We start from the raw sequence: 23,754 nt of genomic DNA, 5'->3' as shown, positions 1-23,754 counted from the left end.
TTAAGGTGACTTAGTGGACAAAGGTGAAAGTGTGATGAGAGAAAAGGAACGGATACAAACTAGCTGTATAAGTATATACGGACTTAAACCCAATCGAGAGGAAGGTGAAAGCCGTTACAAGCTTACAGGGCTAGCAATATGTAATCCGTTTTTTAGTATAAATAAAAATGGTATCGGACTATGTCGTTACATGTTCGCAGAGCAATGTAAGCATTTGTAACGGCGACTAAACATGTGTGGAATCGTAGGATTTATTGGAGAGCAAGATGCAAAGGAAATTTTATTAAAAGGTTTAGAAAAGCTAGAATATCGTGGATATGATTCGGCAGGTATTGCAGTACAAGCAGAGAACGGTGTTGTTGTATACAAAGAAAAAGGCCGTATTGCAAAACTTCGCGAAATCGTAGATGAGAACGTAGCTGCAAGCGTGGGAATCGGTCACACACGCTGGGCTACACATGGTGTTCCAAGCAAAGTAAACGCGCATCCGCATCAAAGTACATCAAAACGTTTTACACTAGTTCATAACGGTGTAATTGAAAACTATGAATTAGTGAAAAAAGAATATTTACAAGATGTAACGTTCGTAAGTGAAACGGATACAGAAATTATCGTACAGCTTATGGAACAACAAGTGAGCACAGGATTAAGTGTAGAAGAAGCGTTCCGTAATACGCTATCTCTTTTACATGGCTCTTATGCAATCGGATTACTTGATGCTGAAAATCCAAACATGATTTATGTTGCTAAAAACAAAAGCCCGCTATTAGTAGGTGTTGGTGACAACTTTAATGTTGTGGCGAGCGACGCTATGGCGATGTTACAAGTTACAGATCAATTTATTGAGTTAATGGATAAAGAAATCGTAATCGTAACGAAAGAAAGTATTACAATTAAAAACTTACAAGGTGAAACGATTGAACGTGCACCGTTTACAGCGGAATTAGACGCAAGTGATATTGAAAAAGGAACATACCCTCATTTCATGCTTAAAGAAATCGATGAGCAACCACTTGTAATCCGTAATATAATTCAAAAGTACCAAGATGAAAATGGTGAGATTGAATTAGATCAAGACATCCGCAATGCGATTTTAGATAGCGATCGTGTTTACATCATTGCATGTGGAACGAGTTATCATGCAGGTCTTGTTGGAAAACAATTTATCGAGAAGTTTGCAAAAATGCCAGTTGAAGTGCATGTAGCAAGTGAGTTCTCTTATAACATGCCATTGTTAACAGAAAGACCATTCTTCATTTACATTTCACAAAGTGGTGAAACAGCTGATAGCCGTGCAGTACTTGTACAAACAAATGAAATGGGTCATAAAGCATTAACAATTACAAACGTACCTGGTTCTACGCTTTCTCGTGAAGCTGATTACACACTTCCGTTATACGCGGGACCAGAAATTGCAGTTGCATCAACAAAAGCTTACACAGCACAGCTTGCAGTACTTTCAATTTTAGCTGCAGACATTGCTAAAGCGAAAGGTGAAGTTCTTGATTTCGATTTAACACACGAATTAGGACTTGTAGCAAATGCAATGATAGAACTTTGTGATCAAAAAGAAGAAATGGACGCATTAGCAAAACAATTTTTAGCAACAACGCGTAACTGTTTCTTCATCGGACGTAGCGTAGACTTCTACGTAGGATTAGAAGGCGCGTTAAAGCTAAAAGAAATTTCTTACATCCAAGCAGAAGGATTTGCTGGCGGAGAATTAAAACACGGTACAATTGCCTTAATCGAAAACGGTACACCAGTTATCGCACTTGCTACACAAGAGCACGTAAACCTTGGAATTCGTGGTAACGTGAAAGAAGTAGTAGCACGCGGAGCTAACCCATGTATCATCTCAATGAAAGGCTTAGAAATGGAAGGTGACAGCTTCGTATTACCAGCTGTACACGAAGCACTAGCACCGCTAGTAGCAGTTATTCCATTACAACTTATCTCATACTACGCAGCACTTCACCGCGAGTGTGATGTTGATAAGCCACGTAACTTAGCTAAGTCTGTTACGGTTGAGTAGGAGATTGGTAGGTTAATAAATATATGAATCGGTACCCCTTTAGATATTGTATCTAAAGGGGTATTTTTGTATTGAAAAAGAACATCTAAAATTGGTAAGCGGATAGAATCCTACTATTTAAAGTTTTACTTTATCAGATTCACTTTTATTTATCTGAATTTTCCGGTACCATTTTAAGTATCCGTGAACAATTTCCTTTATTACGACAAGAAGAGACGATGGATTCATGATCATTACAAGGGGGCTTATTATATGAAAGTGAAAACAAAAACATATTTAAGTATAGAAGAGATTATTTCATTACCAACCTTATCAAGTACCAATATAAGCGATGATGGCAAAAATGTAGCATTTGTTAAGAGGACAGCTAACTGGAAAGACAATATATATAGAAATCATGTATGGATATATGAAAAGGATAAAGAGCAGAGTTACCCACTAACAACTGGAGATATAGATAGTACGCACCCATTATGGTCTCCAGATGCTAAGGCTATTGCATACCTTAGAACAGGTGGTGACGGGGATAATACAAATCAGATCTTTGTTAAGTCAATAGACGGTGGTAGTGAGGTTCAAATTACGGATGTGAAGGAAGGAGTTAATACATTTAAATGGGATCCCACGGGTAAAGGCTTTTATTATATTGCACAGTCAAAAGAATGTGGGGAAATAAAGAAACGTAAGGAACAATATGGAGATTTCCACCATGTAGGTAAGGAACATCGAAATAATTGTTTATACTACATTGAGCTAGAAAAAGTGATACAAAATGATAAAGAGGAACGCAAAATTAACGGTGTTTATCAACTAGCGGATGGGAAGGATTTTTATATACATAACTTTGATATTTCAAATGATGGGAAAAAGGTTGTATGTATGGCTACACCAAGCTTAAACGATTATATGAATGGTGATCTCTACATATTAGATGTTGAAGCTGGAGAACTACAAAAAATGAATATGGATAAGTTGTTAGGGGGAAGCGTCTGCTTTTCTCCCGAGGGTGATAAAATATGTTACGCAGCAAGCATAAGAGAGAAGGATTACTATAAAAATCATATACAAGATAGTACATTAGAGATATATGATATGAATACGGGAGAGATAATTCAACCTTTAACAGATTTTGATAGTACGATTATGCCGTTACAGTGGACGGCTAAAGGTATTTTAATTAGGTGGCAGGATAAAACGAATTACCGTATTGGCTTGCTATGTGAGGATGGCACTGTGGAAATGTTAAGCGAAACGTTAGATGGTTTTATAATGGATGCCTCTATAACAAGGAATGGCAATCATATAACATATACTAAGGCTATAACAAATGAAGTCTTTGAAATCTATTTGGATGATAAAAAAATAACGAATGAAAATAGCTTTTTCGAAGGCAAGCTTAAAAGTAACAGAGAAATCATTTCATGGAGAAGTAGTGATGGTCTTGAAATAGAAGGTGTTTTATCAACCCCAGTAGAGTTTGAGGCAAATAAAAAATATCCCTTATTAGTAGTAATCCATGGTGGTCCGAATTGGGCGTCCTTTCCGATATTTTCAGACTGTTTTAATGAGAAATATCCGATTGAACAGTTTATCGAAAAAGGCTTTATCGTTTTAGAGCCAAACTATAGAGGAAGTTCTGGTTATGGTAATAAATTTTTAAAAGCAAACTATAGAAAACAAGGACTTGCTGACTACAATGATGTTATATCTGGAGTGGATCAACTAGTAGAAAAAGGGATGGTATATAAAGATAGAGTAGGAGTTATGGGATGGAGTAACGGAGGATATATATCTGCTTTCTGTTCTACATTTAGTGATAGATTTAAAGCTATCTCAGTTGGGGGCGGAATCACTAACTGGAGTACCCATTATGTAAATACAGATATCCCTTACTTTATTAGCATGTATTTAGGAAATACTCCATGGAATGATCCAGATATATATAAGAAAACATCACCAATGACATATATTAAATCAGCCTGTACGCCTACGTTAATTCAACATGGGGAAAAGGATGTAAGAATTCCAATTACAAATGCATATGAGTTATATGAAGGTTTAAGAGATATGGAAGTTGATACAGAACTAATTATATTTAAAGGAATGGCATATAGTTCTGATCAGCCGGGAATGAATGTAGCTATTATGAAGCAGAACTTGATGTGGTTTTCACATTATATTCTTGGGGAAAGTATGGAGGGTTTTCGTAGAGGGATTTAATCAGATCAAATTGTTAAAAAAGAGATTCAAACAATCATTGTGACGATTTATACTTAAGCTATAAGAAGTAAACATAATTCGGAGGACTAATATGACAGCGAATAAGAATGAGTTATCTGTAGAACAACGTGAAGAACTATTAAAAGTATTACAAGCTCGTTTTGAGAAAAACATGAACCGCCATGAAGGTCTTGAATGGGCTAAAGTTGAAGAGAAGCTAGCTGCTAGTAATGGAAAATTATGGTCAATTCATGAAATGGAAGTAACTGGTGGTGAGCCGGATGTTGTTGGTTATGATGAAGAGAGGGACGAGTATACTTTCTATGACTGTTCAAAGGAGAGTCCTAAGGGCCGCAGAAGTTTTTGTTATGATCTTGAAGCGTTAGAGGCAAGAAAAAAACATAAACCAGAAAATAACGTTATTGATGTTGCAGCTGCTATGGGCATTGAATTATTAACGGAAGAACAATATCGAGAGTTGCAACAACTTGGAGATTTCGATATGAAATCATCAAGCTGGGTACAAACGCCTTCAGATATTCGAGAACTCGGTGGTGCTCTTTTTTGCGATTATCGCTTCGGACACATTTTTGTGTACCACAATGGAGCAGATTCCTATTATGCTGCTAGAGGATTCCGCGGTTCGTTAAGAGTTTAAATTTGGAGCAAGTAAGAAAAAGAGCCTATACTTAGGCTCTTTTTCTTATTTATATTTTAAAAGTAAACTGTTACTACGCAGTTTTACTTAATTTATATGTTTCATGGTTGTTTTTACGGAAAAGTTTAGGGAAAACATAGCCATCTAATCCAATACGTCCAGCGTTATGACCTGCAACTAAAATGAACATAGTTAAAATAAGCAGATTTGGGTTTACACTAACAGTTCCACTTAGTAAAAATGAAAGATTCATTATAATTCCAAAGAATGCAGCAGTTTTTGTTAATCCGCCTAAAATTAAACCTAGACCTACTAAAATTTCTCCCCATTGAACTAAAAAGCTAAATAGGTCTGCGTTTGGAAGAACAAAGTGTTGAAGGAAGTCTGCCCACCAACTTTGTACGGCAGGGTGGTCACCTGATGCTTGAGCGATAGCGCCCTTTAGAAAACCACTTGCATCAAAAGATTGTCCGAAAACTTTACCTATCCCAGCAGCGAGCCATGCATATCCTATGTAAAATCTTAAAAATAATAATATGAAAGCAGCACGTTTATCAGTTCTTAAAAAATTGATAACCATTGAAATCCCTCCAATATTTTATTTACATGTTTATTATATATCCATTGTGAAAAGATTCACAATGGATAAAGTGTGAACAAAAATGGTGATTTTTCATTTGTACATAAAGTATTTGGAAATGTATTGTTTGGAGGGTGAATAATACATGAAAGGAGCTCTCCACTAAAATAGGTAGCTCCCATAGTAAACAGATTCATGTACATTTTTTTAACTAGCTTATTTTGTCTTTTTCTTATTATTTCTCCGGTTTTATATAAGGAACAACTTGTGCAGTAACGCCTACAGAAGCACCGCGAATAAAGTCTTGGTTTTCTAATGCCTTAAAGCTTTCTGTTTTTCCTGTTAGCATAACCCCTAAGATTGTCACTTGATCAAATGGTTTTCCTTTGTTTGATTTTAAAAACTTTTGGATAGTTTCGTCATGTCCGTCGTCATCGTATTGGTTAAGTGAATCAACGAACTCTTTGTACGCTTCTTCAGGGGACTTGTCTGGATTAAATCCATAAACGGGCATACCAGCAGGTCCTTTGCTTTCATCTCCAATTGGTGAGGTCATATATAACCATACAATGTTTAAGTTGTCTGGAATTTTTTCTTTAATTTCTTGTAGTGTGTAGGGCTGATTGAAAGAGATAGCAACTTCGGCAACATAGTTGTTCATTTGTGAAACTTCCCCTAATTCATTTTGCACACCATCAAAATATTCCTTAATAGCGGGATTATAAAATGTTGCAAATTTTTTCTTTGTTTGTTTATCGTACTCATAGAACTCTTTATTGGACCAATAAAAACCAGGCGTTAATTCATTGGAATCGATATTGATGCGGACCCAACCATAGGAGCTTGTTAATGTATTCCAAGGGACTACGTAACCATTAATGTTTTTAGAACGATTTGATATAATATTGCCGCCAAACATGGATGAATTACTCGTTACTTGAGAATCAATTTGTACATTCGGTTCTGCAATGTCGTTATGTAAAAAGAGTCGTTCGTGAAGCTTCGTAGAGCTTTTTGCTGCGAAGTAATTGCCAACTTTATAAAATATAGGGATAAGTATGATTACAACAATCATAGAGGTAATAATGCTTTTAAATAACTGTTTCCTTTTCGCTTTTTTTAATGCATCTTTTAAAGAAGTATCCATTAAGGTTTTCCTCCTATTTTTGAGTGAATTGCTTTACGTGCACGATGTAACTTTTGTTTGACGCTGTTTACTTGAATATCTAGTATTAGGGCGATTTCCTCATATGAAAAGTTGTAGTAGTACTTTAAAAAGAAGGCCTCTTTATATTCTAGTTTTATATCTTTTAATAGATAGAAAATCTCATCTTTATTTAAAACAGCGTCTAATTCTCGGTCTGTATATTGTAATTTTGCATAAATCTCTTCAGTTAAATAGATGTTTTGTTGCTCTTTTTTCCTTTTCAAGTCAATGTATTCGTTTAATGCGACTCTGAAAAACCATGGACGTATGTTACTCTCGGTTAGATTATCTAGCAATGTGTATACTTTATAGAAGGTATTTTGGATGATGTCTTCTGCATCTTCTTTTATAGCCCCTTTCGCTAGTAGTAGTTTGAACACTTCCTCCCCTAGATTGATAAGGTAGGAGGTCAATATATTTTCTTTTCCCATCACTTTTCCTCCCTACACTTATACAACGGATAGGTAATGATAAATGTATACACTTAAATTAAAGTTTTGTTCTTTATACAAATAAAAAAGGCATATAACAATCCTATGTTATATGCCTTTTCTATTATATATGTAGTAATCTATTTCGGTAATGCAAATTTAGCTTTTTTACCTTGTGAAATATCTTTTGCTTCTTTATTTCTCATAGGTCCTAACTCAATCTCAAAGCTTTTGTCTTTCCAAATCTTTTCATACTGTTCTTGATCTAAAATATATACTTGTAGTAACTCTCCAGATGTTCCAGTTTTAACTGCAGCGTTATAGTCGTAATTTAGTAGCATACCTTCATTAATCGTATATTGTGTACCATCATTCACTCTCAATGTAGAGCTTATAGGAGATAGCGAAACGTCTTGAGTATCTTTGTTATCAAGTTTGAATTTTACTGTTAATAGAACGAGACCATTTTTGAAATTTGCAAAGCGTGGAGCTTCGACGGAATTTGGTGTGAATTGAGTAAATTGGTATCCGTCTAATGTAACGTTAACAGCGCCTAATTCTTGGCTGTTATTAATACTTGATTTCTCTTTTAACATTTTTTTATCGCCCATGTTATTAGCTGTAGCTTTATCTTGGTAGAAAGTATTATCTGTTGCAACTTTTTCAGCACCTTGTTTGTTTAAACTTAATGAAAAGCTTCCAGGACTTCCGATTGGAGCATCAAATTTTCCTTTATTAGCTTGTGCAGTTGGGACTGTGACTGAGACTGTTGAGAGACTTGAAATTTTCGCTAAATCATCTTTTCCGAATGGATAAGCGATATAACCAGAAATAGTTTCTCCTGCTTTTACTAAGTAATCATTCGTTGGAGCAAGCTTAGTTGGGAGCTGATCTTCTTTTGGAATTAAATCTTTATAGTTACTATATACTTTCTGCGCACCAGTAAATGACATGTCCAATGCTGGCATATAATAAATATCTTTAGCTGAACTATTTTTTACGCTGTAGTTCACAAGAATAACTCCGCCCTCTGTTTGACGATTAAACGGAATATCGAAGTTTGTATGGAATCCATTTAATTCAACTAATGTGTAACTATTCATTGATACTGAAACATCTTCAGCTTTATGCACTTGTGGTTCCTTATTTTCAAAAAGGACTTTTGTTTTACCACCTGTTTCTTTTTCCATATAGGAAATCAGTTTAGAGTAATCACTTGAGCTAGTAGCTGTATTTTCAGGCTTTTTCTCTTCAGTTTTTTTATCTTCGGATTTTTTTTCTTCCGGTTTATTTTCTTTCGTTGTATCCGTTTTTTCTGTTTTGCTTTCTTTTGTTGTATTTTCTTTTTGTTCTTTATTTGTCGTATCGCTTTGACCACATCCAGTTATTACAAACGCTGCTACGATTACTGTAGAAAATAAAGAAAGTAATTTTTTTGACATGTTTCTTCCCCCCCTATTTGTGTAAAACTAGACTCTCACATTAGCCCCACATTTTATTATAAAAAATGCAGCCAGTATTTACCAGTGTTTTTCTGATTATTTTAATTATTTAATTATTGTAATATATTAAAATTAGTGGAAGATCGCCATAGAATATCGATTTTTATTTTTTTATCATTTGAAATATTACATCATATTGGTATGATAGAAATAGAGATATATGGAAAGGGGACAAGGACTCAATATGTGGATGAACTTGTAATGATTAGGAAACTAGATAGATTAATTTTTCTCTCATAAGTGAGGGTTTATTTAGCTATCTGTAAATCATTCAAGGACTGCATATTTGGCTTGTACATCCCTTTTGTAAGGATACTGTGTAGGGAAATTCATATCTCTTATATAAAGTATGCGTCCTTTAAAGTGGAGGAGTATATAATGAATCAATTAAAAAATAAAATAGCAGTTGTTACAGGTGTAAGTCGTCTAGATGGTATAGGCGCAGCAATTTGTAAAGAATTAGCTGAAGCTGGATACGATATATTTTTTACGTATTGGACAGCGTACGATAAAGAGATGCCTTGGGGCGTTGATCAAAGTGAACAAATACAATTAAAAGAAGAGTTACTAAAAAGCGGTGTTAAAGTATCAAGTATGGAGTTAGATTTAACTCAGAATGATGCACCGAAAGAGCTTATAAATAAAGTTACTGAACAACTAGGCTACCCTCATATATTAATTAATAATGCAGCGTATTCTACGAATAATGACTTCTCTAATTTGACTGCTGAAGAATTAGATAAGCATTACATGGTAAATGTTCGTGCGACTACGTTGTTAAGTAGTCAATTTGTCCAAGGGTTTGATAAGAAATCTGGTGGTAGAATTGTGAATATGACATCGGGACAATTTAAAGGGCCTATGGCAGGAGAACTAGCGTATGCAACAACGAAGGGAGCTATTGATGCTCTTACTAGTACATTGTCAGCTGAGGTAGCTCATTTAGGAATAACAGTGAATGCAATTAACCCAGGTCCAACTAGTACAGGATGGATGACTGAAGAAATAAAGCGAGGATTAAAGCCGATGTTTCCTTTTGGTAGAATTGGTGAACCAAAGGATGCAGCAAGGCTCATTAAATTTTTAGTAAGTGAAGAAGCAGAATGGATTACTGGACAAGTTATTCATTCTGAAGGTGGATTTAAAAGGTAAAAAGAAGGTATCTCATTTCGGTGAGATACCTTCTTTTTAATCTTTCTTCAATCTTCGTGCAACACCATTCCCTAAAGACTGTAGCCCTTGAACGAGGATAATTAAAATAAAGACAGTTGCATACATTACTTCAGGTTCGTAGCGTAAATGCCCGAATCGATATGCTAAATCACCAAGACCGCCAGCACCTACAAGTCCAGCCATTGCTGTTGCACCAATTAGGCCGATTGTTGCAATTGTTAAGCCAAGTACAAGGGAGGGACGAGCTTCTTTCACCATAACGTGCCAAATGATTTTTATAGTAGAAATGCCCATCGCTTGATAAGCTTCAATAACACCACGATCTACTTCTAATAAAGCTGCCTCCATTAATCGTGCAATATAAGGAGCTGTGAATACGACAAGTGGTACGATAACACCTTGCACACCAATGGATGTTCCCATTAGAAACTTTGTAAAAGGTAAAATGAAGAATAATAGAATGATAAATGGAAGAGAGCGAATGATATTAATAACGGTATTAAGAATAGGATAAATGATTTTATTTTCATGTTGTCCACCAGGTCGCGTTAAAACCAGTGTAACGCCAAGTGGTAATGCAATAAGGATAGAGATGAATAGCGAAATAGATGTCATTTGAAATGTTTGAATGGTTGCTTCCCATATGACTTTACCCCATTCATCCAAAAAGGACTTGTTCCCCATAATCTGTTCTACCTCCTTCTACGATGATCCCTTTCTCTTGTAAAAATGATAAAGCGCGGGCTATTTCATTTTTCTCACCCTGCATATGAATGATCAGTTTCCCATATGATTCATGTTTTAACTGTGTAATATTACCGGATAAAATATTTGGATACACTTGAAAACGTTTTGTAGCGACAGCTAATGCTGGCTCTCCTGAAGCATTCCCTATAAAGGAGAGAGTTACAATTTCACCGGTAGTTTGTAGTTCTTTTTGTACTTCTTCTGGAATCTTCGCTGCAAATGCACTATTTACGAATTTCTTCGTTGTTACATGTTGTGGATTTGTAAATATATCCTTCACAGTCCCGCTTTCAACCACTGCTCCATGTTCCATGACAGCAACTCGGTCACATATACGCTGGATGACATTCATTTCATGTGTAATTAATAAAATTGTAATCCCGATTTCTTCATTAATCTTTAGTAATAGGTCAAGAATAGAATCCGTTGTTTCTGGGTCTAAAGCACTCGTTGCTTCGTCGCTTAATAACACTTCAGGTTCATGTGATAGTGCACGTGCAATGGCAACACGCTGCTTCTGGCCACCAGAAAGTTCACTCGGATAGGCATCTTTTCGATTAAAAAGATCGACAATACGTAAATACTTTTCTACCCTTTTTTCAATTTCATTTTTGGAAAGACCAGATAGACGTAACGGTAATGCGATATTTTCATAAACTGTCACAGTTTTAAGTAAATTGAACCCTTGGAAAATCATCCCGATTTTTTGTCTCGATTTTGCTAGTTCTTTTGCTGATAAAGTTGTTAAGTCTTGGCCGTTTACAATGATATTTCCTGTCGTTGGTTTTTCTAATAAATTTACACATCGAATTAATGTACTTTTACCAGCGCCACTATATCCAATGATTCCAAATACTTCGCCCTTTTTTACTTGAAGGGAAGTAGACTTAAGAGCTTCTACATTCCCTTTTTTTGTTGTAAATACTTTGGATACATTTTTTAATTCAATCATTATCGTCAGCTCCTACCAAGACGGTAAAACAGAACCATCAAATTTTTTCTCGATAAATTCTTTTACTTCTTTAGATTGATAAGCTTTCTTTAATTTATTTACAACAGCATCATCTTTATTTTCAGTGCGAACAACGACCCAGTTCACATATGGTGAATCTTTACCTTCGCGGAAAATGGAGTCTTTTGCTGGGCTTAATTTTGCACCTAATGCAAAGTTTGTATTAATTGCAGCTGCTTTCACTTCACCTAGCTGTGTTGGTAATTGAGATGCCTCTAATTCAACAATCTTTAAATTTTTCGGATTTTCAATGACATCTTTCGCAGTCGCTTTTTCTGTCGCCTTTGGATCCACTTTTAAAACTCCTGCTTTTTCAAATAGCTTTAAAGCTCGAAGTTCATTCGTTGGATCATTTGGTACAGCGATTGCGTCGCCCTCTTTTAAGTCTTTTACATCCTTTAAGCTTTTAGAATATACGCCCATAGGGAATGTTACTGTTGAAAATACTTCCGTTAATTTCATATTGCGCTCAGCTTTAAATACGTCTAAATATGATTTCGTTTGATAGCTATTTATATCGAGGCTTTTTTCATCTAAGGATACGTTTGGTGCTACATAATCATTAAATACCTTTACATCGATTTCGAGTCCGTCTTTTGCTGCCACTTCTTTTACCTTTTCAAAAATTTGTTCATGCGGTCCGCCAGTTACACCGACAGTAATCTTTTTCTCATCTAATGCTTTTACCTCTTTATCAGAATTAGCACCACATGCACCTAGCAATAATACCGCTCCACTTACAATGCTTAATAATACTTTTTTCATCTATAATTCCCCCTCCATATACGTTCCAAAATAAAAAGCACCTCTCAAAATAAGAGAGGTGCCGAATAGACAAAATAGGATCCTCTCTTATCTTCCAAAACGAAAAATCGTTTTGCAGGAATTAGCACCTTAGCTTATACGTCATAAGCTCGGTTGCCGGGCATCATCGGGCCAGTCCCTCCGCCACTCTTGATAAGAGTTTGTGTATGTAGTTTTTTAATATGGTACTAATAGTAAATCTTACAAAAAGAATTGTCAACGTTATTTTCTGAATATATTTTATTTTAAGGTAATCGAAACGTTACCTTTCTTATGTCCCTTTTCCACATACATATGAGCTTCAGAAATTTCTTCTAATCGGTAGGTTCTATCAATAACAGGTTTTAAATGTTCTGTTTCAGTTAGTTCTTTTAGTAGAATCATATCCTCTTTACTTACCTTTGCCATCATTCCATTCACAGATACATATTTTCCATTGGGTGTTAATGTATTTGTACAAAGGGATTTTTTATACTTCCCAACTGCATCAAATATAATATCGTAGCGTTCGCCCCGTTTAGTAAAATCTTCTTTCGTATAATCAATTACTTTATCAGCTCCTAAAGATTGAACAAGTTCAAAATTTGAATTACTACAAACAGCCGTAACGGTCGCACCTAAATATTTAGCAAGTTGTACAGCAGCTGTTCCTACTGATCCGGAGGCACCATATATGAGCACTTGTTGCCCTTTTTTTATACGACCCTTTCTCAGAAAATGTAATGCTGAAGTTCCACCAAAAGGAATAACTGCAGCTTCTTCATACGTCACATTGGTAGGTTTTAATGCTATTAATCCACTTTCATGTACGCATGTGTACTCGGCATAACCACCGAGGTTTAGTTCTGTTAATGCAAAAATTGGATCACCTTTTTTAAATTGAGTTACATCTGTTCCTATTTCTTCGATTTCACCGGATAACTCTACGCCGAGTATAGGTTTTCTTGGTTTTCTGAAACCTAATATGATCCGCATAGGAATCCAAAATAAGAGGGGACTATTAAAACCGCGTATTCTACAATCTCCAGTTGATACACTTGTTGCGTGAATTTTAATTAATACTTCGTTCTTTTTAGGTATAGGTTTCTCTATATTTTGAAGTTGAAGAACGTTAGGTGGTCCATACTTTGTGCAAATAATTGCTTTCATAATGACCTCCTGAATTTAGTTGTTGTTATTTACATCATATTTAAAATCTTCATTAAACATGTCGCTATATAGCGAATATAGATTAAAAATTGTATAGATTTCATAGGAAAAGAGGTGATATTATTTTGGAAAAGGGGGCGACATTATGAAAAAAATTATTTTTATTTCGAGTTTAGTGTTTGCAATCAGTCTAGGGGTAGGATGTAGTAATGAGAAAACAACAAAGACGAATGAACCGAAAAAAGAATCAGTTCAAAAAGAAAAAGAATTAGCGGCGAAGGATGTTTTCAAGAAAACGAACGAAGCTTTTAAAAATGAAGAGCATGTAACGATGACATATGGTGTAGGAGTAAAAGCTGAGGGAACAGAGATGGATATATTAAAGGCTAAGATGCAATTAGAGCCAAAGACAAAGAATTCTCGTTCTGAAATGAATATTTCTGGTACAAATGTTGTAGTGTATACTGTGGATGGTAAAGTTGCTGGTGAGGTGAAAAACCCTAATACAGGAGAAGTTATAACTGTACCAGAGGAGCAATTAAACGCTGGTGGAATGAAAGCGACTCAAGATATTATAGATAAGTTAGAAGTACCGGAAGTAGTTTTAGATAAAATGAAGATGGAGAAAAGCGGAGATAAATATAAACTGAAATTTACATTAAAAGGGCAAGAAACAGAAAGTATGTTAACTAGCATGGATGAAACGCAGAAGAAAATGTTACAAGCACAAAATGCGAAGATAGAAGAAGTGGATGCAGAATATATCATTACAAAAGATTTTAAATATGAATCAGCAAAGATAGACATGGTTATGAGTAGTAACGGCAAGGATAAAGCACATATTATTACGAACGCAAAATATACGTCGTACGAAAAGTTTGACCCAATACAATTGCCAGCAGTAAAGTAACAGTTTTGATGAGGAGGGACCTAAAATAAGGTGCCCTCTTTTTTGTATACTTTCTTCATAGGAAAATAGGTACAATATGAAGAGGAAAAGATGTAGAAGAGGAGAGTGTCATTTGAAAAAAAGAAAGATAGCGGTGGTCATTTTAGCTTATACAGTTTTACTTACGACATCTATAAATACATATAAGGAGCAACTAGATCATCCTATTATGAGCGATGTAGGAAAGTTGCTTCCAACGAAAATTAAAGGTGTTGAAAATGCTGAGGATGAACGTTCATTAAAACAGGTTGTGCAAGATGCAAATACTTCCGGAGAGAAAATTTCCATTGCAGGTATGCAACATAGCCAAGGAGGACAGACGTATTATCCGAACGGCACGATGCTTGATATGAAGGGGTATAATAAAATATTAGAATTTGATCCAGAGAAGAAGAGGATTAAGGTGCAAAGCGGTGTCACATGGAATGGCATTCAAAAGAAAATCAATCCCTATGGTCTTGCGGTTCAAGTCATGCAATCTCAAAATATTTTTACTGTCGGTGGTTCATTAAGTGTAAATGTACATGGGCGTGATATTCGTCATGAAGCATTGATTGATACAGTAGATTCGTTCAGATTGTTAATGGCAGATGGCACGGTGCGTAATGTAAGTAGAGAAGAAAATGCTGATTTGTTTCCGTATGTAATTGGGGGATACGGATTATTTGGTGTGATTTTAGATGTGACATTAAAGCTAACTGATGATGAATTATATGAAATGCACACGAGAATGATAGATTATAAAGAATACACGTCTTATTTCAAAGATAAAGTGAAGAGAGAAGAAAATGTTCGTATGCACTTAGCCCGTATTTCTGTTGCCCCCAATTCATTTTTAAAAGAGATGTATGTGACAGATTATACATTGGCGGAAAATCAAAATATGAGGGAAGAGTACAGTAAATTAAAAGAAGAAAATATTATAGCTGTACCGAAATTTTTACTCGGTTTATCACGCTATAGTGATTGGGGAAAGAATACGTTTTGGGATATACAAAGAAGTTATTTTGAACGTACAGATGGAAAGTATGAGACGCGAAATAATGTTATGAGGTCGGATAGTGCCTTTATGGAATATGATAATCCAAACTTGACCGAGATTTTACAGGAGTATTTCGTACCGATAGGTAGTTTTACAGCATATATAGATGACTTGCGAAGTGTTTTGAATGAAGAGGAATTAAACCTTCTTAATATTACAATCCGCTATGTAGAAAAGAATGAGAATGCGGTACTATCTTATGCGAAAGACGATATGTTTGCACTTGTGCTTTTAATTAATCAAGGGCGCTCAGAGGATGAAATAAAGAAAACAAAAGTGGTCATTCAGAAGATGATTGATGTTACTTTAAAGCATAATGGAAGTTATTATTTACCGTACTATTCTTACCCAACGAAGGAGCAGTTAAAGAGGGCATATCCTCGTATAGAAGAATTTCTTCAGAAGAAAAAAGAAGCGGATCCAAAAGAGAGATTTGTGAATTTATTTTATAGGGAGTATACGAAATGACATATAGAAGATTTGTAGCCTCACAAAGCATAATTATGATGGCGGGAAGTATGGTATTTCCTTTTTATATACTATTGCTTCGAAACGTTGGGAATAGCTTCTCGCAGTTTGGCTGGGCGTATGGCTTATTCGCTTTAACTTCAGCGCTTGTATATCCGGTAGTAGGAATGGTGTCTGATCGAGTGGGTGATCGGAAATTATTAATTATATATGCTTGGTCCATGGCAGTATTAATGCTTTGTTTCCCGATTGCCACGGAAGTCTGGCATGTGTATATTCTTCAAATTGTAATGGGGATTTTAGGTGCTGTACAGCGTAATACGGAGAAGACATCGTTAGCGCGAAAGGTTGTGCAAGAAAATGCTGGTTATGAGATTGGAAAATATCATGTGTGGACATCGATTGGAGGAGCAGTAGCAATTATTGCAACGGGATATTTAGTAGATTTCTTTACAATTGGTACGATTTTTTATATTGCATCTATCTTATATGTAGTGAGCGGAGTTGTATTAAGTAGTAAAAAAATATAATCATCCCCATTTTTACCTGAATACCCTTTATTTGTTATACTAAAGGGGAAGACAAAAGAAAAGGGGACATTGCCTTTGATGAAATTTTTAATTTTAGCTATTCTCACTTTGTTTTTGATTCCATGGACAAGAAGCGGTAGTAAACTTCGAGCAGTGGATAAGAAAGGGGATGAGAAGGTTGTAAAGGGTAAGAAATCATCCATTTTAGTTATTCCTGTTTTATTTTGGATAGGTATTGCAATCTATGAATATTTTTGGCTAATTGATGATCGAGCAGATTCGATTCTTACTCATTATTCTGTTGCAGTAGCAATTTTAATTGGGCTTGTTTTATTTTCACAAGATCAAATAGGGAAATTAGAAGGTACGTTAAAAGGACTTCTAATGTTTGTTTTATTAGCAAGTTACGGCTATTTTGGTTATTTGCATGATATAGTAATCTCGCAAAAGAAATATGATTCTGTTGTAAAAGTAGAGAAAGATATTTCAGAGCCATTTACTGAAAATGATCAGCCGTTTACAGTGCCGCCAAAGACAGCGGAGAATAAAATGAAAAAAGTATTTGGGGACATTCCGAAAGTAGCTTATTTTGAGCTAGGAGAATTAACGCCACAAATGGTAAATGGTGAGGCTTTATATGTAGCACCAATTGAAGTTTCAGGATTTTTTAAAGCACGTAAAGCTGAGACAATCCCAGGGTACGTAACGATGTCAGGTACGAATCCTGATGCGGAAGCGAAACTGCATCTCGGTTATAAAATGAAATATGTGCCAAGCATGTTTTTTGGTAATAAATTAGAACGTGTCGTTCGAAAAGCAGAACCGGATTTAATTTTTAAAGGGAAACCTAAATTCGAAGTTGATGATAAAGGGAAACCGTATTATACAATGACGTATGGTGAATTTATTTCGGGAAGATCTGGATTCGAAGTAGAGGGCGTTGTAGTAGTAGACGCACAAACAGGTGAAGTGAAAAGATACGATAAAGGAAAGGCACCTAAATTTGTTGATGGTGTATTAAATCACGAGACCGCATCTACATTAAATACGTATTTCGGTAAATATATTCACGGATTTTGGAATACAAAATTCTCGCAAACGGATATGAAGATTCCGACTGAGTGGGGAACGAAAGAAGGAGTTACACCAATCTTCGGTAAGGATGGAACGTTATATTACTTTACTGATTTCACCTCTCCGAAAGAGGGAGTAGATTCTGCACTAGGTTATTCGCTTATCGATGCGCGTACAGGTAAGTTGTATTACTATAACGGAAAAGAAGTGAAGGGAATTATGGATGGTTCAGCTGCTTCGGAAGTAGTGGATAATTCCTTTAAGAGAGAGAAATGGCATGGAACGATGCCGGTTATTTATAACGTATATGGTAAACCTTCTTGGATTGTACCTGTTATTGATGACGGGGGATTAGTACGTGCTCATACAGTTATCTATGCTTCTAATGCAAAAATATTTGCAACAGGTTCTACGCAAAAAGAAGCGCTTGAGAATTATAAAAATGCGCTGAGCGGAAGTGGAGATTCATTTAGACCGACTTCAAGTGGTAAAGAGGCACAAAAAGAAGGCGTTGTACAACGTGTATATAAAGAAAAATCAGGTGAAAATACAATTGTGTACGTACTGTTAGAAAATGAACAAAAAGTATTTATGATACCTGTGAAGAAATTCCCATATGCTATGTTTACAGAAGTGGGAGATCCAATTCAAATCACATATTTAGATACAGGAGAAGCGATGTCTTCCGTATCTAAATTTGCAAATAGTAATTTGAAAAAGTAAAGCGATAGAAATTCTATCGCTTTTTTTACAGTATAAAACAGGAAAATGCACTATACTTGACGTATGTTTATGTTGTAACTATAATTGTTACGATTCAGTAGTTATAGGAAAGGGTGAACGGAAAAAGTGAATGGAGTTAATCAAGAAATATATAAACCTGTAAAGACAAATAGGTTATGGATGATTCTTGTACTAGGGACACTTACAGCGATTGGGCCATTATCTATTGATATGTATTTGCCTTCTTTACCGAAATTAACGGATGATTTACAAACAGGTGCATCCCTTGCGCAGCTTACATTGACAGCTTGTTTACTTGGGCTTTCAGTTGGGCAATTATTTGTCGGTTCAATTAGTGATATTTATGGAAGGCGCAAACCTCTTATTATTGCTCTTATTATTTATGTTGCTTCTTCTTTACTTTGTGCTATTGCGCCATCTATTTGGAGTTTAGTGTTATTACGCTTCTTACAAGGAGCTTCAGGATCGGCTGGGATTGTTATATCACGTGCAATGGTGCGTGACATGTATTCGGGTTCTGAAATGACGAAGTTTTTCTCACTGCTCATGTTAGTAAACGGAGCAGCGCCTATTTTGGCACCGATTATTGGAGGACAATTGCTACAGTTTACAACATGGCGCGGTGTCTTCATCGTTCTTGGAGCAATTAGTGTATTCATGTTAATATCAGCTACTTTTGTATTACGTGAAACATTACCTATCGAAGAAAGAGAAACAGGTGGATTGTCAGGGACGTTGGCGACGTACGGAAAACTGTTAAAGGATCGTCTGTTTATGGGATATGCATTGTCACAAGGGCTAGTAACGGCGGCAATGTTTGCATACATTTCGGGCTCACCATTTGTGCTGCAGAACATATACGGAGCATCACCACAGCAATTTAGTTTATTCTTTGCGATTAACGGTATCGGTATTATTATTGCTAGTCAGGTAACAGGCCGTTTAGCAGGGAAAGTGAATGAGAAGACATTATTTGTTGCTGGTATTATTATTGCAGCTGTTGGCGGTTTATCTTTACTACTGACAATCGTACTAGGAATAGGTTTAATTGGTGTTTTATGTTCGTTATTCCTTGTCGTATCAAGTGTCGGGGTTGTATCAACAACTGGATTCTCGTTAGCGATGAGAAATCAGAAACAAGCCGCAGGAACAGCGTCGGCCTTATTAGGATTATTACAGTTCATCTCAGGAGCACTTGTTGCACCGTTAGTAGGTATTGGCGGAAGCAATACCGCATTACCGATGGGGGTTGTGATAGCTCTTTGTGAAATTGGTGCTGTGTTATGTTATCTATTTATGGCCAGAAGAAGTGAGAAGCAGTTTGAACTGCAACAAAGACAAAATTTAGAGGCTTAATTTATACAAAAGAGCTGATTCAAACATGTGTTGAATCAGCTTTTTTTCATTTCTTTGAAATAACTTATACAGTGTTGTAAGGTGATGCAAAAGTTATTTGCTTGAACTACTCACCACTTAACGTCCTTACGGACTGTTTGAAGTGGGAGATTCCTAAGTACAGAAGCCTAGTGGCTTCTAATTCATTAGGCTATCCCCGTAGTTCCTACGGTTAGAAGCCTTAAAGCTTCATTTTTAAGATTGATACTTGCGTTAATATCTCTGTCGTGATGACTATTGCACTCAGGACAATCCCATTCACGAAGATTTAGATTCTTAACGTCTTTATTTTGATACCCACAACAAGAACATAATTGGCTTGAAGCAAATGTTTTGGATACCGGAATGACTTGTTTTCCATACCATTTTGCCTTGTATTCTAGCAACGTTCTAAATTGTGACCAAGATACTTCACTAATCGCTTTTGCTAACTTATGATTTTTTAACATATTCGATACTTGTAAATCTTCTATACCGATAACATCGTGGTTTTTGATGATTTCAGTTGAGATTTTGTCCAAGTAATCTTTTCTAGCATTAGCTATGTATTCATGAATTCTAGCTACCCTTACTCGTTGTTTATTCCAGCGAGAAGATCCTTTCATTCTTCTAGAAAGAACACGCTGTGCTTTTGCCAACTTCTCTTCCAATGAGCGAAAAAATTTAGGGTTTTTATAGGTTGTTCCATCTGACAAAATGGCGAAATCTTTTAATCCTACATCCATTCCAATATAAGAATGTGTTTTCGGAAGTTCTTGCACTTCTGTTTCAACTAACAAGGACACAAAGTATTTACCAGAAGGGTTCCGTCTAACCGTAGCATTTAAAATACGTCCCTTTACTTCACGACTTTTGGCAAATCGAACAAGACCTAGTTTCGGCAATTTCATTTTGTTTCCCACAACAACAATGTTTTCATTTGTTTGTTTTGTGGTATAAGATTGTACGTTGTTCTTTTTAGATTTGAAACGCGGGGCACTGTTTTGTTTTTTAAAAAAGCGTGTGTAAGCATCCGCAAGGTTGCGAACAGACGATTGAATAGCAATACTATCCACTTCTTTTAGCCAAACAAACTCTTTCTTCATGGCAGGAAGTTTGGCAGAGCATGTACCATATGTCAAACCCTTTCCTGTTTCTTTGTATGCATTATCCCATAGAGATAGGAAGTGATTGAATACAAAACGAGAACAACCAATCGTTTTATTAATCAGGATCGCTTGTGCTTTATTTGGATAGATACGAAATTTATACGCTTTATTAATCATCCTTCGTTTCACCTCCATTTCGATATATGTCTATTATATACCAAACATACATTCTGTTTATAGTGAAGTGATTATTACAAATTCCCTGGTAATACTTTACATATGTCGAACGATTAAGATGACTTCCTGTCATCTCTTGTTCGAAGCCAATTCATCTCCCACCTACTCGCTGGGCTACGTCCTTCACGATCCTTGAGGAAGGAGTCTTCTTGGCTAAATTGATAAAGTGACGATACTGTGACAAAAATGTTGGTGTGTATATTAAGATATCGTCTTAAGTGTAAAAAGTAGGGTGTTCTCGGTATAATAACAAGTGGAGATAAAAGAAACTATAATGAGTAATAGCTGTAGATAAAAGGAGAAGAAGAGATGAAGAAGGTTTTGGGTATTGCTGTAATGGGAAGTATGCTCCTTCTAGCAGGGTGTAATGGAAATAAAGATACGAAAGAACCGAAAGAAAGGGTAGAGCAATCTACTGAACAAACAGAAGAGATAAAAGAATACCTTGCAGTACATGAAAAATACGATATAAAAATGAATAAAGAAATTAATAAAGCACTGCAGTTATTTGAAGTAGCAAAAGAAAAGGGCGGTAAGGAAATAACGAATGCTACATATAAAGAAGATGTGCAAAAGGTAACGACGAGCATGTTAGAAGATATCGATAATATACGTAAAGAAATTCGTGTTCCAAAGTCGAAAGAGCAAGAACATGAGGTATACGCTGGTTTCTTGAATGAATCGGAACAAGCGATGAAAAAATTACAGAAGTTAGCTAAAGAAGAAGATTCATCATTGATTCGCGATATAGAAATTAACTTTGCAACAGCATCGACATACTATAAACGTTTTCAAGCAGAAACGAAAAAATAACCTTGCGCGTGCAAGGTTATTTTTTTATTGTCTAAAGTATTTAAATAGTACGGCACAACCTGCACCAAGCAATATTAAACTGCCTACAAGGACTCCTATAACGATTAAAGTGGGTTTATCCATCATTATTTTAAGTATCCTAAATCTTTACAAGCTGTTTTAACTTTGCTGTACTTTTGCCATTTACGACAAAAAGAAATAGCAACTAACTTATATACATCTGCTATAATTTGTGCGGCAATTGCTGCGCCCACGAATGCAGCAACAGCCGCAGCTGCAGCAACTAATACTGGAATTACCGCTTGTTGTACTTCTGGCGTAGCTGACATATAAAGAGCATTTTTATTTACCTTAGCATCTTCACTATTTACACCTTCAAAAATATCTTTCATAACTTCTTGTGATTGAGTTGTGAAAAAGATCTCTAATTCTTTTACTTGTTCTTGTGTAAGATTAGAATTATTTAGATTTTCTTTATTAAACTTGTAAATTCCATTTTCTAATGAAAGACCTGCTTTAACGGCATTAAATCCATTATTGAATTGTTCCTCGCTAACATTTTCAATAACATCTTTTGTAACCTCGTCAATAACCGCAGCCTTTGTTTTTTCTTGTAACGGAATTGTAAAACACAATACCGCTACTAATGCCATTACTAGCACTTTAGTCCATTTGAATTTGTGTAATGTTTTCATGTAGCAACCACCTTTTTTAATGTTTTTTACCCTACAACAAAATATTAAAATGTATGGGATTTTAATATAAGTCTGGTTGTCTATACATTTTTGGGTACAATTAACCTGTAAATAAATGTAAACTTCATGAAGTGTATCATTGGGAATTATCAGATTTTCATCCTTTTATTGGAATGTGAAATTGTAGTTCAAGTCGGAGAAAGGCACCTTAGGGTGTCTTTTCTTTATTAAAAAATATAATAAGTATCTTTGTCGATTTTTCAATATATACATACCTTGCCCCCTATAGTATAATAAACGTTGTGATTATACATTATTTTCCTAACGAATCCTATATAGTTAAAACCATTTTTTATCAAGATGTTTTTTTGAAATCGATATATAGGCCTTGAACAAACAAAAAAATGTAAATCTTTAATTTGTTTATTAAGTTTTAGTAATTTATAAAATAAAATCAGCATATCATTGGTAAAAAAAGGAGAGTGTTTGTTAGTGGATCCATTTACTTCACGTTTTGCGAAACGATTTTTTATTACAGTTGGGTCAGCTGTAGGGTTATTTTTGATAGGAGCTATGATTAATAGCGAAGCCATAGCATTTTCTTATCTGCTTGCTTTGTTTGGGATTCCTATTTATTTTGTGATTCAGGATAACAAAGGGAAAAACAGCTGTAAAGAAATTGTTCGTAATAAGTATAATCAAACCAGTATATTGACACTAGAAGTATTTCATCATTCAGATTTTGGATGGGGATGTCTTACGTTAACAAAAGAGGCGCTAATTTTCGTTCCAAAGAAAGGTGATATAATATATATTCCTCATAGTAATTATGCGGAATATGGTTATAAAGGCCTTGGTACTGGCGATTATATAACAACTTCAACAAAAATCGGGAATACGAATATGAGTATTAATAATACGAGTGAGAAAAAAGCTCCTGTATTCTACCTTATTGGGCACGATGGTACTGAAGTCCAATTGCATACAAGAAAAAACAAGCAGATGTATAATGCTGTCAAAAAAGCACTTGGTCGAGATAATAGTCATCTTAAAAGTAATTATTAAGAAATTGAAATACAATTATATTTTCTTTTATTAGTTTTATAATAAGTAATTAATGCGAATAAGTGTTACAAAAAACCATTTCATATTGGAATGGTTTTTTTATGGTCTAGTAGGGGCCCACCATATCGTATCAACT

The 23,754-nt window shown here is 35.4% G+C and carries 22 protein-coding genes and 1 riboswitch; of the genes, 12 read left to right on the top strand and 10 right to left on the bottom strand.

The genetic code is table 11. The features are described from left to right. Positions 1 to 34 precede the first annotated feature (34 nt). The 4 genes from AABL52_RS26120 to AABL52_RS26105 all read left to right on the top strand — a co-directional run bounded on the left by AABL52_RS26120 (position 35) and on the right by AABL52_RS26105 (position 4,913). Entirely contained in the window at positions 35 to 220 is a 186-nt protein-coding gene (locus AABL52_RS26120) for a hypothetical protein (RefSeq protein WP_001208183.1), read from the top strand. Between the two features lie 12 nt (positions 221 to 232). Then, positions 233 to 2,035, top strand: a complete 1,803-nt coding sequence (gene glmS, locus AABL52_RS26115; protein ID WP_341518705.1) for a glutamine--fructose-6-phosphate transaminase (isomerizing) — start codon at positions 233 to 235, stop codon at positions 2,033 to 2,035. A gap of 252 nt (positions 2,036 to 2,287) precedes the next feature. Beyond that, positions 2,288 to 4,255, top strand: a complete 1,968-nt coding sequence (locus AABL52_RS26110) for a S9 family peptidase (RefSeq protein WP_341518704.1) — start codon at positions 2,288 to 2,290, stop codon at positions 4,253 to 4,255. Between the two features lie 91 nt (positions 4,256 to 4,346). Further along, complete coding sequence (locus AABL52_RS26105) at positions 4,347 to 4,913, top strand: DUF4256 domain-containing protein (RefSeq protein WP_341518703.1); 567 nt, start codon at positions 4,347 to 4,349, stop codon at positions 4,911 to 4,913. A gap of 73 nt (positions 4,914 to 4,986) precedes the next feature. Here AABL52_RS26105 and AABL52_RS26100 read toward each other — a convergent pair whose 3' ends face one another. The 4 genes from AABL52_RS26100 to AABL52_RS26085 form a co-directional block, all read right to left on the bottom strand. Continuing rightward, complete coding sequence (locus AABL52_RS26100; protein WP_000236336.1) at positions 4,987 to 5,493, bottom strand: DoxX family membrane protein; 507 nt, start codon at positions 5,491 to 5,493, stop codon at positions 4,987 to 4,989. A gap of 235 nt (positions 5,494 to 5,728) precedes the next feature. Continuing rightward, complete coding sequence (locus AABL52_RS26095; protein WP_029441431.1) at positions 5,729 to 6,640, bottom strand: sigma factor regulator N-terminal domain-containing protein; 912 nt, start codon at positions 6,638 to 6,640, stop codon at positions 5,729 to 5,731. Continuing rightward, positions 6,640 to 7,131 (bottom strand): RNA polymerase sigma factor, encoded by a 492-nt coding sequence (locus tag AABL52_RS26090; protein WP_000514146.1) that lies wholly within the window; start codon positions 7,129 to 7,131, stop codon positions 6,640 to 6,642. Before AABL52_RS26090 ends, AABL52_RS26095 begins: the two co-directional genes overlap by 1 nt. 140 nt (positions 7,132 to 7,271) lie before the next feature. Next, complete coding sequence (locus tag AABL52_RS26085) at positions 7,272 to 8,573, bottom strand: DUF5068 domain-containing protein (RefSeq protein ID WP_097845176.1); 1,302 nt, start codon at positions 8,571 to 8,573, stop codon at positions 7,272 to 7,274. Positions 8,574 to 9,008: 435 nt separating this feature from the next. On the opposite strand from AABL52_RS26085, the gene AABL52_RS26080 reads away from it, so the two are divergent. After that, positions 9,009 to 9,785: an SDR family oxidoreductase gene (locus tag AABL52_RS26080; RefSeq protein ID WP_141524227.1), complete on the top strand. Its 777-nt coding sequence runs from the start codon at positions 9,009 to 9,011 to the stop codon at positions 9,783 to 9,785. 36 nt (positions 9,786 to 9,821) lie between these two features. On the opposite strand, the gene AABL52_RS26075 is transcribed toward AABL52_RS26080, so the two are convergent. From AABL52_RS26075 to AABL52_RS26060, 4 genes are all read right to left on the bottom strand, one after another. Continuing rightward, complete coding sequence (locus AABL52_RS26075; RefSeq protein WP_000527140.1) at positions 9,822 to 10,490, bottom strand: methionine ABC transporter permease; 669 nt, start codon at positions 10,488 to 10,490, stop codon at positions 9,822 to 9,824. Next, on the bottom strand, positions 10,465 to 11,505 hold the full coding sequence (locus AABL52_RS26070) for a methionine ABC transporter ATP-binding protein (protein ID WP_341518702.1): 1,041 nt from the start codon (positions 11,503 to 11,505) through the stop codon (positions 10,465 to 10,467). Before AABL52_RS26070 ends, AABL52_RS26075 begins: the two co-directional genes overlap by 26 nt. Positions 11,506 to 11,517: 12 nt before the next feature. Further along, a complete protein-coding gene (locus AABL52_RS26065; protein ID WP_340423349.1) occupies positions 11,518 to 12,330 on the bottom strand; it encodes a MetQ/NlpA family ABC transporter substrate-binding protein in 813 nt (270 codons plus the stop codon). 84 nt (positions 12,331 to 12,414) lie between these two features. Beyond that, positions 12,415 to 12,529, bottom strand: a riboswitch (SAM riboswitch). A gap of 80 nt (positions 12,530 to 12,609) precedes the next feature. Continuing rightward, positions 12,610 to 13,518 (bottom strand): NAD(P)-dependent alcohol dehydrogenase, encoded by a 909-nt coding sequence (locus AABL52_RS26060; protein ID WP_341518701.1) that lies wholly within the window; start codon positions 13,516 to 13,518, stop codon positions 12,610 to 12,612. 145 nt (positions 13,519 to 13,663) lie between these two features. On the opposite strand from AABL52_RS26060, the gene AABL52_RS26055 reads away from it, so the two are divergent. From AABL52_RS26055 to AABL52_RS26035, 5 genes are all read left to right on the top strand, one after another. Then, positions 13,664 to 14,428 (top strand): hypothetical protein, encoded by a 765-nt coding sequence (locus tag AABL52_RS26055; RefSeq protein WP_340423345.1) that lies wholly within the window; start codon positions 13,664 to 13,666, stop codon positions 14,426 to 14,428. Positions 14,429 to 14,540: 112 nt separating this feature from the next. Beyond that, complete coding sequence (locus tag AABL52_RS26050; protein ID WP_341518700.1) at positions 14,541 to 15,977, top strand: FAD-binding oxidoreductase; 1,437 nt, start codon at positions 14,541 to 14,543, stop codon at positions 15,975 to 15,977. Then, positions 15,974 to 16,507, top strand: a complete 534-nt coding sequence (locus AABL52_RS26045; RefSeq protein WP_000222372.1) for an MFS transporter — start codon at positions 15,974 to 15,976, stop codon at positions 16,505 to 16,507. Before AABL52_RS26050 ends, AABL52_RS26045 begins: the two co-directional genes overlap by 4 nt. A 78-nt stretch (positions 16,508 to 16,585) precedes the next feature. Continuing rightward, complete coding sequence (locus tag AABL52_RS26040; protein WP_000670273.1) at positions 16,586 to 18,304, top strand: DUF3981 domain-containing protein; 1,719 nt, start codon at positions 16,586 to 16,588, stop codon at positions 18,302 to 18,304. Between the two features lie 126 nt (positions 18,305 to 18,430). Next, the gene (locus AABL52_RS26035; protein ID WP_098237964.1) at positions 18,431 to 19,681 is read left to right on the top strand and encodes a multidrug effflux MFS transporter; all 1,251 of its coding nucleotides are present in this window, start codon (positions 18,431 to 18,433) and stop codon (positions 19,679 to 19,681) included. Positions 19,682 to 19,866: 185 nt separating this feature from the next. On the opposite strand, the gene tnpB is transcribed toward AABL52_RS26035, so the two are convergent. Beyond that, positions 19,867 to 20,985, bottom strand: a complete 1,119-nt coding sequence (gene tnpB / locus AABL52_RS26030; RefSeq protein WP_016133450.1) for an IS200/IS605 family element RNA-guided endonuclease TnpB — start codon at positions 20,983 to 20,985, stop codon at positions 19,867 to 19,869. A gap of 369 nt (positions 20,986 to 21,354) precedes the next feature. Here tnpB and AABL52_RS26025 point away from each other — a divergent pair, with 369 nt between their 5' ends. Continuing rightward, positions 21,355 to 21,858: a hypothetical protein gene (locus tag AABL52_RS26025; protein ID WP_341518699.1), complete on the top strand. Its 504-nt coding sequence runs from the start codon at positions 21,355 to 21,357 to the stop codon at positions 21,856 to 21,858. A 125-nt stretch (positions 21,859 to 21,983) separates the two neighbouring features. On the opposite strand, the gene AABL52_RS26020 is transcribed toward AABL52_RS26025, so the two are convergent. Next, on the bottom strand, positions 21,984 to 22,553 hold the full coding sequence (locus AABL52_RS26020; RefSeq protein WP_341518698.1) for a hypothetical protein: 570 nt from the start codon (positions 22,551 to 22,553) through the stop codon (positions 21,984 to 21,986). Positions 22,554 to 23,039: 486 nt separating this feature from the next. On the opposite strand from AABL52_RS26020, the gene AABL52_RS26015 reads away from it, so the two are divergent. Beyond that, positions 23,040 to 23,618, top strand: coding sequence for a hypothetical protein (locus AABL52_RS26015; RefSeq protein ID WP_033655960.1), 579 nt, complete (start codon positions 23,040 to 23,042; stop codon positions 23,616 to 23,618). The last annotated feature ends 136 nt before the right edge of the window (positions 23,619 to 23,754 follow it).

It is taken from the genome of Bacillus paramobilis (assembly GCF_038096195.1).
Lineage (GTDB): Bacteria > Bacillota > Bacilli > Bacillales > Bacillaceae_G > Bacillus_A > Bacillus_A mobilis.
The sequence above is the reverse complement of the archived record's forward strand: the minus strand, read 5'-3'. Positions and strand labels throughout refer to the sequence as shown.

Bases quoted from the DNA above. Each gene is read 5' to 3' on its own strand.
- AABL52_RS26120 (WP_001208183.1), top strand. From the start codon at position 35: ATGAGAGAAAAGGAACGGATACAAACTAGCTGTATAAGTATATACGGA.
- glmS (WP_341518705.1), top strand. From the start codon at position 233: ATGTGTGGAATCGTAGGATTTATTGGAGAGCAAGATGCAAAGGAAATT.
- AABL52_RS26110 (WP_341518704.1), top strand. From the start codon at position 2,288: ATGAAAGTGAAAACAAAAACATATTTAAGTATAGAAGAGATTATTTCA.
- AABL52_RS26105 (WP_341518703.1), top strand. From the start codon at position 4,347: ATGACAGCGAATAAGAATGAGTTATCTGTAGAACAACGTGAAGAACTA.
- AABL52_RS26100 (WP_000236336.1), bottom strand. From the start codon at position 5,493: ATGGTTATCAATTTTTTAAGAACTGATAAACGTGCTGCTTTCATATTA.
- AABL52_RS26095 (WP_029441431.1), bottom strand. From the start codon at position 6,640: ATGGATACTTCTTTAAAAGATGCATTAAAAAAAGCGAAAAGGAAACAG.
- AABL52_RS26090 (WP_000514146.1), bottom strand. From the start codon at position 7,131: ATGGGAAAAGAAAATATATTGACCTCCTACCTTATCAATCTAGGGGAG.
- AABL52_RS26085 (WP_097845176.1), bottom strand. From the start codon at position 8,573: ATGTCAAAAAAATTACTTTCTTTATTTTCTACAGTAATCGTAGCAGCG.
- AABL52_RS26075 (WP_000527140.1), bottom strand. From the start codon at position 10,490: ATGGGGAACAAGTCCTTTTTGGATGAATGGGGTAAAGTCATATGGGAA.
- AABL52_RS26070 (WP_341518702.1), bottom strand. From the start codon at position 11,505: ATGATTGAATTAAAAAATGTATCCAAAGTATTTACAACAAAAAAAGGG.
- AABL52_RS26065 (WP_340423349.1), bottom strand. From the start codon at position 12,330: ATGAAAAAAGTATTATTAAGCATTGTAAGTGGAGCGGTATTATTGCTA.
- AABL52_RS26060 (WP_341518701.1), bottom strand. From the start codon at position 13,518: ATGAAAGCAATTATTTGCACAAAGTATGGACCACCTAACGTTCTTCAA.
- AABL52_RS26055 (WP_340423345.1), top strand. From the start codon at position 13,664: ATGAAAAAAATTATTTTTATTTCGAGTTTAGTGTTTGCAATCAGTCTA.
- AABL52_RS26045 (WP_000222372.1), top strand. From the start codon at position 15,974: ATGACATATAGAAGATTTGTAGCCTCACAAAGCATAATTATGATGGCG.
- AABL52_RS26040 (WP_000670273.1), top strand. From the start codon at position 16,586: ATGAAATTTTTAATTTTAGCTATTCTCACTTTGTTTTTGATTCCATGG.
- tnpB (WP_016133450.1), bottom strand. From the start codon at position 20,985: ATGATTAATAAAGCGTATAAATTTCGTATCTATCCAAATAAAGCACAA.
- AABL52_RS26025 (WP_341518699.1), top strand. From the start codon at position 21,355: ATGAAGAAGGTTTTGGGTATTGCTGTAATGGGAAGTATGCTCCTTCTA.
- AABL52_RS26020 (WP_341518698.1), bottom strand. From the start codon at position 22,553: ATGAAAACATTACACAAATTCAAATGGACTAAAGTGCTAGTAATGGCA.